The organism is Methanobacterium sp. (assembly GCA_012838205.1).
GTDB lineage: Archaea > Methanobacteriota > Methanobacteria > Methanobacteriales > Methanobacteriaceae > Methanobacterium.
The window spans coordinates 1-9034 of sequence record DUPR01000057.1 but is presented as its reverse complement, the minus strand read 5'-3'; the positions used below and the strand labels follow the sequence as shown (position 1 = coordinate 9034).

Below are 9034 nucleotides of genomic sequence, written 5' to 3'. Positions count from 1 at the left end.
GAAGATTGTCACCAAAAGGGGTGTATACTATTTTCTATATGTGAAGTTAAGATAGGTCTAGAAAGTGAGTTTAAGGTAGGTCTAGAAAAATCTTATCTTAAAATCATACTACATAACCTTCAAAGCAAACTTAAAAAAAAATAGTTGGATTTGCATACTCATTTCAAAGTTTTCTATGACTTGGGGAGGGAATGATTAATGGAATATTATCATGATAAACTGATGCAGAGACTCTTCCAAGTACTGGAAGAACCTAAAAAAATGGAAGATATCGATCTTTCCATGGACTTCGTCCAGAGCCTTATTTTGAAGATAATTAACACCTATGGGAATATAAAAGTTCAACAGTTACAGGAAGTTATTGGCCTGCACCTGGACATCCTGGAGGAATGCCTGAAACCAATGGAGAATGAAAACCTCATTTCCCAGACCGGAGGCGGATTCCTGTTTGCCAGTGTGGAATACACCATCAGAAAACAGGGTCAGGAGAAGGCAGCTAAACTTTTGAAGGATAACCCTTACATTGGAATTGCACCAGTTACCTATGATGAGTACTTCAAGATTATGCAAGTCCAGTTAAAGGGGCGCTACCCCCTGGACATTCCATCGGCGGTGGTTGAAAAGGCATTTAGTGATGTGGTGGGTATGGAATACCCCAAAAAGGTTCTCACAGAATCAGCAATTGGGGGTAAAGGTTTTTTCATCTACGGACCGCCTGGTACTGGGAAAACATTCCTCACCAGTAAAATGTCCAACATACTACCACCACTCTTAATGCCCCGTTACATTGAGTTCAGTGGCAGTGTAATACAACTATTTGACCCGGACTTCCATAAAATGCGGCCAGAACAACCTGGTGACACTCGATGGGTTAAAATCTACGCACCATTCGTTTTCACAGGCTCCGAACTGAGCACCCAGAAAATGGAAACACTCTACAATCCCAATAAAGGGGTGTTTGAAACTTCACCTATTATCAAAGCCAATGGCGGAGTGCTGCTACTTGATGATTTAGGTAGGCAGAAAGAAGACCCTAACGTACTTTTAAACAGGATGATCGTACCCCTGGAGAATAAACAGGACGTGGTCTACATCAAGGGTGCCCCAGTGATTGTGCACACCCACTTCATACCTGCACTTTCCACAAACCTAGAGATAACCATCATTGACGAAGCTCACCTGCGTAGGGCGCCATTACATGTATTTCTGGAAGAGCCCAGCTCACATGAGATTGTCCAAGTGTTCCAGAGGAACTTGGATGCACTGAGTGAAAAATATACGGAAGATGTGCTGGAACGCTTCAGGAAGGTTTACATCTCCTATGTTGATGGTGGTGAAAACTTAAAGCCCACCTTTGCCCATGCCCGTGACGTTGCCCAGATAGCACAAGCCATCCGAATCCGGAGGGGTGAGGAAGAAATTACAGTCAACATTCTGGAGGAAGCCCTGGACCAGCACATACTAGTGTCTATGCAGCGAAAATACACTCCAGAACTTTTCGACCGCATAATTAGCCAGGGAACCAAACCGCACCAGTAAATAGGCTGGATGATTAGCTAGATGCATACTACTCTATTGAATAAATCGTTTAGCAACAATTTTTTTTATCATAACCAAGATTTTTCATCACAACCAAGATGAGTAAAACTTCAACAGTGTATGGTGATTAAAACTTCTAAAACCAGTGGCAATGTCCTCATTTGAAGTCATGTAATGGTTCGGGCGTTTTTTTAAAAGATTGGATGTCTGGGGTGTGATGATGGGAAGATTTTCAGGGGGCTATGCTAACCTTTTTATGCCCATCATTACAATATAAGAGAGGTTAAAATCACGAGAGGATATGATCAGATGACATGTAACATATTAGTTGGTGGAGCCTGGGGAGATGAGGGAAAAGGTAAATGTATCACCTACCTCTGCAACCAGGACAAACCGGAAATCATTGCCAGGGCAGGCGTAGGTCCCAACGCAGGTCATTCGGTGGAGTTTAACGGTGAAAAGTATGGGTTGCGGATGATACCATCCGGATTCGTTCACACCGGAGCACGACTACTCATAGGAGCCGGTGTACTGGTGGATCCTGAGGTTTTCCATTACGAACTGGATTATCTTAACAAATACCAGGTAAAATCAAGGACCTTTGCTGACTACCGCTGTGCAATAATTGAAGAAGAACACAAACAACAGGACAAAGGATCCGACCATTTGTATAAAAAGATTGGAAGCACTGGAACGGGATGCGGACCAGCCAACCGTGACCGGGCACTCCGAAGTATTAAACTGGCTGGAGACATAGAATCTATGGAAGGATACACTGCTGATGTGCCCCTGGAAGTGAACACCGCCCTGGATGAAGGGAAGGACGTGTTTATTGAAGGATCTCAAGGGTTTGGATTATCATTATATTATGGGACTTATCCCTTTGTAACTAGTAAGGATACCACTGCCTCTAGCATGGCTGCGGATATTGGTGTGGGACCAACTCGTATTGATGATGTTATTGTTGTTTTCAAATCCTACATAACTCGGGTAGGTGAAGGACCATTCCCCTCAGAGATGGAACAGGATAAAGCTGAAAAAATGGGTCTCGAAGAATATGGTACTGTGACCGGTCGCCGAAGAAGAGTGGGGCTCTTTGACATGGAAATGGCCCGGGAAAGTTGCATGATAAACGGAGCAACCCAGATCGCCTTAACCTGTGTGGACCGGTTATATCCATCATGTGAACGAACCACTGACTACCAAGACCTTTCCGGTGAAATTAAACGATTCATCACGGAAATTGAGGATGAAACCAAGGTACCGGTGACTATAATCAGTACTGGCCCTGACTTGAAAGACACCATTGATTTGAGGGAAGAGTTAATCTAATATTGGTGTACTGATACAACAGTTGGGTTGGGGGGTTTATATTTAATGTTAGAAATAACAGTCCATGAAATAAAAGGGCACTGCCCAGTATATAAACAGGGCGATCGTATGGTATTCAAGGATCCGGAGATAATTCTCCACAAAACCGATGCAGTGTGCACCCATGCCCTGTCCACCATCCTCCATTACACCACCATCCTGGAACACAACTGGATACCCCTCACCCTGGGACTAACCAAGGAGGATGACCAGGAACATGCCTACCTGCAATGTGTGGACCCAGGAAAACCATACACTGATGGTGGGACAGTGATCTTCTCTTGCAGGAAGATCGATGATGAATAAGAATTCCCAGCCAAAAAAAAAATCATATCTTCTCTTAAAATTGTCCTAACTTTTTTTTTAAGCCTAATTTACTTTTCAAATTAGCAATTCATCCCAACCACTGCCATTATTTCTGCTTACTCTATTTTTTATAAAAAAAATCCTCAAATTAGCTAAAATTATCCATTAGCTAATAATCAGTGCATCAACTATTATAATGAATAATTTATGAGAATCCCACAATTTTTTTTGGGGGTGAAATGTTTTTGGTGATTTCCTTACCCTCTGAATAATTTCCTTACCCCATGAATATTACACTAGAAAATTTGAATAGTCACCAAAGCTCATACAATATATTATATCTATAGAATGCAATTTCCAGGATGATGAGGGATGGGGGTGGATTGATATTAGGATCTACATTTTAAGTTCAGGCAAGTATGGTGGCAGGGTAGTCAACAACCTGGCTGAACAAGGCATGGCCAGTAACATAGTGGGAATGGAGGAATACCCAGAAGATACACCTCCATTAATTGACGACTTTTCCCAGTACCTACCTAAAAGTTTACCACCCTCGGATCTTATCCTGGCAGTGGGACTTTCTGGTGATATAAACATGATAGTTGCTGAGGTAGCCCGGAAAACCGGGGCCAAATCAGCTATAATACCCATCTACGGGCCGAAGCAGATGCCACCTGGCTTGCAGCAGGAGATCATTGACTCCGCCCCTGATGTCCGGATCGTGTTTCCTAAACCCTTCTGTTCACTGGAGCCAGTGGGAGATGCACCTATAGACGAGTTTGCCAGCCGTTTTGGCAAACCAGTGCTTTTTGTCAAGGCAGATGGTTTCATAAAAAAGGTGGAAGTTTTAAGGGGAGCTCCCTGTGGCTCCACCAACTACATAGCCAAAGGATTGTGGAGCACGCCCAGTGCTGAGGCAGAACTGTTAGCAGCACATAAACTCCACAACTATCCCTGCAATGCTAGTACTGACACTGACCCAGTTGTGGGTGACACCAGCCTCCACCTGGCCAGTTACCAGATCAAGGAAGCAGTTAAAAGGGGTCTGGGATTTGCAGTTAAAACCGCAGTGGTGGACCATTCACTATGCAAAGCTGAAGAGTGCCAGAAAGAATGCCAAGAAAACTGCCCCCAAGTCCTCATAGGATTGGACACCATAACCATTAATGAAGAGGGCAAAGCCCTAATTGACCCAGCAACCTGTGGGTACTGTGAAATATGTATTAAAGAATGTCCACTAAATGCCATAAGCATTGAAACTGGAAAGTTTCAATTAAATCAAAAAAAGAATTAGATTAACCAATCTTCCATCCTGAAAAAAAATTCTATTTTCCTTTTTGGGAAATTCTCATTATTTTTTTTAGGCATGTTTTCTTTAACTGTTTATTCAACTAGATAATTGAGTAATAGATTAAGAATAACCATTAAAGGTGAAGATATAACAATTAAACAGCCTATAACAAATCAGGGTCAGTAGAAAATCAATGATCTTCTTCTTATTGTCTGCCATATTATCCAAGGTATAAAGGCAAAAGTGAAAAGTATTATACCTAATCTCTAGCATATTTTTTGCACTGGTAGTTTTAACCAAAATCACTGCAATATAGTTTAAGCATCATCTTTTTGATCCTCTGGGCACTGGAAAAAGTGGAGGATAATGATTTTGAATAGAAAACAATAGGCTATTTGGTTTTCTAATTGCACCCTACGTGTTTGCTAATTACTCTTCACACCGAGGATTGAATCGATTTTTTTTATGATGATGCTTTTTTTTTAGATAGGTGTGGGGGGATAATGTTTTCGTAAATAGTATAAATAAGGATTAAGTTACTTAAGATCACAAGTATGGAAATATTTTTGATGTGATTGAAGAATTTTTTTATTAAAACTCCACATTGTAAGATAAAAAGAGGGTTTTTACTATGAAACTTTACATTATAAGTTCAGGGAAGTATGGCAGTCGCATTGTCAACAGCTTGGCTGAAATGGGACTGGCCAGTAGCATGGTTGGATTGGAAGAGCTGCCCGAAGACTTGCCAGAGTTCATTGATGATTTTGAAGGATACATTCCCAAGAGTATTCCTAAAGCAGATCTCATACTGGCAGTTGGTCTTTTCGGAGACATTAACATGATAGTGCCCATAATTGCAGAAAAAAGTGGTGCCAAATCAGTTATAATCCCCATCCACGACCCAACACAGGTACCACCAGGACTGCAACGGGAAATAGAGGAATCCGCACCAGAAGTGAAGATGGTCTTCCCCAAACCATTCTGCACCCTGGAACCAGTGGGTGACCAGTACATTGACGAATTTTGCCAGGAGTTTGGGAAGCCAGAAATGGAAATAGAATCAGATGGACTGGTGAAGAAAGTAACAGTTAAAAGAACTGCTCCCTGCGGCAGCACTAACTACATAGCAGAACACATTGAAGGCATACCTGCCGATGAAGTTGAACTGGAAGCTGGTAACAAACTACACAACTATCCTTGCAATGCCAGCATGGCCACAGACCCAGTGGTGGGAGACACCATACTCCACCTAGCCGGATACCAGGTTAAAGAAACAGTACGCCGGGCACTGGGATTTGCAATGAAATCAGCAGTGGTGGACCATGAAACTTGTGAAGCCAGTGAATGCCAACACGAATGCATTAAACACTGCCCACAAGTCCAGATCGGCCTGGACACTGTAACATTAAACGAGAATGAGCAAGCAGTTATTGACCCAGCCAGTTGCGGATGCTGTGAAATATGCATCAACGAATGTCCTTACGGTTCCATAGAAATGGAGGAAAGGAAATTCACCATAGAATAGTAATCTCCTCATTAGAATTAGGGCCGAGTTTAATTTATTCATTATAATTAATATTGAGATAGTAATCTACTCCTAGGATAGATTTGATGCGAGTAAGTAATTTCCTCATTGATGGTGGAATGATATAATGAAGGGTAAAGTAGTTTTCATAGGAGCCGGACCTGGAGATCCGGAGTTAATAACAGTTAAAGCTTCCAAAGTCATTAGCCAGGCAGATGTGATAATCTATGCCGGATCCCTGGTTAACCCTGAAGTTCTCAGATACGCCAAAAAAGAGGCAGTGACCCATAACAGTGCACAGATGAACCTGGACCAGATACTGGAGATAATGGAAAAATCAGTCCAGAAGGGTGAGTTGGTGGCCAGGGTGCACACTGGAGACCCAGCTATCTACGGTGCTATTGGTGAGCAGATCCAGTACCTTGAAGGTAAAGATATTTCCTATGAGATCATCCCTGGTGTCAGCTCTTTATTTGCAACAGCCGCAGCACTTAGATCAGAACTGACCTTGCCCATGGTTTCACAGACAGTAATCATCACCCGCCCCGGGGGTAGAACCCCAAAACCGGAGCTTGAATCCATTAAGTCACTGGCAGAGCACAAGGCCACCATGTGCATCTTCCTGGGAGTGCATATGATTGATAAAGTTGTGGGTGAACTTCTTGGCTCGTATGATCCAGACACTCCAGTGGCGGTGGTGCAGCGCGCCAGTTGGACTGATGAGAAGATAGTCCGGGGCACACTGGAAGATATTGCAGGTAAGGTTCACCAGGAGAAAATTCAGAAGACTGCCATAATTGTGGTGGGTGACGTGCTTGGTACATCTTGTGTGGTTCCATCCAAACTCTACGACCCGCACTTCACACATGAATACAGGAAGGGTGAAGAAAAATAGGATCATAGTATTCATCTATGAAAATAATCAAGTCTTCCTCACATCTAAAGGACATTTTTTTTGGAAGGTAAGTGCCACCCCCAGTATCATGTCCAAAATAAATATTTTATAATCGGATAAAGCAATTAAAATAAAACTCATTTTGCAAGTGGATAAATCCATTAAAATTAAACTTATTTTTCAAGTGGAAAGCCATCAAAATTAAACTCATTTTACAATTGGATGAATTCATTAAAATTAAACTCATTTTACAAGTAGATATATTATTATCGGATAAAAGCATAGTCAATAAAACATTATTGGAATTGGATTAAATCATTCAATGTCGGAGAAAAAGAAAGAATCATTTTTTTTTATGAATAAAATGATTTTACATATTGATCCTATTTTTACATGTTGTTCATTTCTCTTTTGATCATCCTGGAGATACTGTGAAGGATAAGTCCAGTGAATGCTATGAAAGAACCGAATATGGTTAACAAAGCAGCCATTGCAGTGGGTAACAGGCTAGGAGAACGATCAGTTATATATTCGCTGAAAAAGATTATGCTAAGTACCATGCCAATTAAGACCATCACTGCACCAGGAGCACCGAAATAATACAAGGGACGGTTATACTCCATATCCCGAATGATCCGCAAAAGAACACCCACACCATGCTTAACCGGGTTAGACTTATGATGACCGTCTTCACCATAAATAGCTTCGATTTCAACTTCCTTAATCCTTAAACCAGCATTCGCAGCATCGATAAGCATTTCACTTTCAATAGTGTAACCAGAACTGTGAAAACCAAATACTGGTATGGTGTGACCGGCAAAAGCCCGGAAACCGCTCTGACTATCAGTTATCTTTAGATCCCCACTGAAGTTGGTGGCTGCATCCAACACATTCTGTCCCACCCTACGGTAGGAAGGGGTGTCATCATCTTTACCATGAAGGTAACGGCTGCCATTAACCAAATCTGCCTCATCATCCTGGATGGGTTGGATGAGTTTGGGAATCAGTCCAGAGTCATGTTGACCATCAGAATCTAGGGTGACGATGATCTTAGCATCCTCCACTGCCTTAAATCCAGTTTTAAGTGCTGCTCCTTTTCCCTTGTTAACCGGATGCACTAGTACTTCTGCCCCGGCTAGTCTGGCTATCTGGCTGGTTTTATCACTGCTACCGTCGTCTACAACAATAACCTTTGAAACATGTTCTAGTGTGCCTAAAACTACACTTCCAATGGTTTTCTCCTCATTGTAGGCTGGTATGATGGCGGTTATCATAAATGTTTCTCCTTTTCTTGGAACAATTGTATTATGGTGTTAAGATATTTATATCTGCCCGAGATAGTTAGTGTTATAATGTAGTAGAACTAAACTTCCAATTTTACAGTTACCTACTTAAAGATGAATTAGGAGTAAATAAAAGTGAAAAGTGTTGAAGGACTACAAGATCAGCAGTTTAGCAGGAGATTTGCCTGGGAGTATAAGTTGACACTGGTTTTATACCTTTTAGGTCTGATAGTTGCTGAAATTTTAACTACCTATGTCAATAAGATTTGGGGCTTATCAATACACACCATCATATTATTCATACTCCTGGTTAACGCAGCCATGGTAGAGTCCACTGATTTTTCCAACCTACTGCGCAGCATGATGCCCATCCCCATCATACGCATCGTAGGGCTTTCCATACCCATGATGCAGATAAAACCCCTCTACTGGTTTCCTATTGTTGCAATACCCCTTTTTGCAGCGTCAATAGTTATCATGCGGCGCCAAAATCTCACCATGAAAGATGTTGGAATGTTCATGGGTGACTATCGGGACAATTACCGGGTGCAATTTTTCATAGCCCTCACTGGATTTATCACTGGGATAATGGAGTTTTTCATACTACGCCCAGATCCCCTAATCCCTCAATTCACTCCAGTTCTTCTTTTGGGAGGTTTCATTGTCCTGTTACTATCTACAGGTTTGGCTGAGGAATTATTGTTTCGCGGGATACTTCAAAACAATGCTATGAAGTTGATCGGAGCAGGATGGGGATTGTTATACACATCTTTAGTATTTTGCACCATGCACATTGGCTGGATCTACTTTGCCGACCTGGTATT

The 9034-nt window shown here is 41.9% G+C and carries 8 protein-coding genes; 7 read left to right on the top strand and 1 reads right to left on the bottom strand.

Translation table 11 applies throughout. The annotated features are described in order from the left end of the window. Positions 1-198: 198 nt before the first annotated feature. The 6 genes from GXZ72_08255 (at position 199) to cobM (ending at position 6927) form a co-directional block, all read left to right on the top strand. Positions 199-1539 carry an ATP-binding protein gene (locus GXZ72_08255; GenBank protein HHT19535.1) on the top strand — a complete coding sequence of 447 codons (1341 nt, stop codon included), beginning with the start codon at positions 199-201 and terminating at the stop codon, positions 1537-1539. 309 nt (positions 1540-1848) lie between these two features. Beyond that, on the top strand, positions 1849-2871 hold the full coding sequence (locus GXZ72_08250; protein ID HHT19534.1) for an adenylosuccinate synthetase: 1023 nt from the start codon (positions 1849-1851) through the stop codon (positions 2869-2871). Between the two features lie 45 nt (positions 2872-2916). Then, the gene (locus GXZ72_08245; GenBank protein HHT19533.1) at positions 2917-3216 is read left to right on the top strand and encodes a TIGR04076 family protein; all 300 of its coding nucleotides are present in this window, start codon (positions 2917-2919) and stop codon (positions 3214-3216) included. A gap of 388 nt (positions 3217-3604) precedes the next feature. Further along, complete coding sequence (locus GXZ72_08240) at positions 3605-4510, top strand: thymidylate synthase (GenBank protein ID HHT19532.1); 906 nt, start codon at positions 3605-3607, stop codon at positions 4508-4510. A gap of 628 nt (positions 4511-5138) precedes the next feature. Continuing rightward, complete coding sequence (locus GXZ72_08235) at positions 5139-6032, top strand: thymidylate synthase (protein ID HHT19531.1); 894 nt, start codon at positions 5139-5141, stop codon at positions 6030-6032. Positions 6033-6159: 127 nt separating this feature from the next. After that, positions 6160-6927: a precorrin-4 C(11)-methyltransferase gene (gene cobM / locus GXZ72_08230; GenBank protein HHT19530.1), complete on the top strand. Its 768-nt coding sequence runs from the start codon at positions 6160-6162 to the stop codon at positions 6925-6927. A 389-nt stretch (positions 6928-7316) separates the two neighbouring features. Here cobM and GXZ72_08225 read toward each other — a convergent pair whose 3' ends face one another. Then, positions 7317-8201, bottom strand: coding sequence for a glycosyltransferase family 2 protein (locus GXZ72_08225; protein ID HHT19529.1), 885 nt, complete (start codon positions 8199-8201; stop codon positions 7317-7319). A 144-nt stretch (positions 8202-8345) separates the two neighbouring features. On the opposite strand from GXZ72_08225, the gene GXZ72_08220 reads away from it, so the two are divergent. Further along, positions 8346-9034: CPBP family intramembrane metalloprotease (locus GXZ72_08220; protein HHT19528.1), on the top strand; the 689-nt coding region annotated here is incomplete at its 3' end.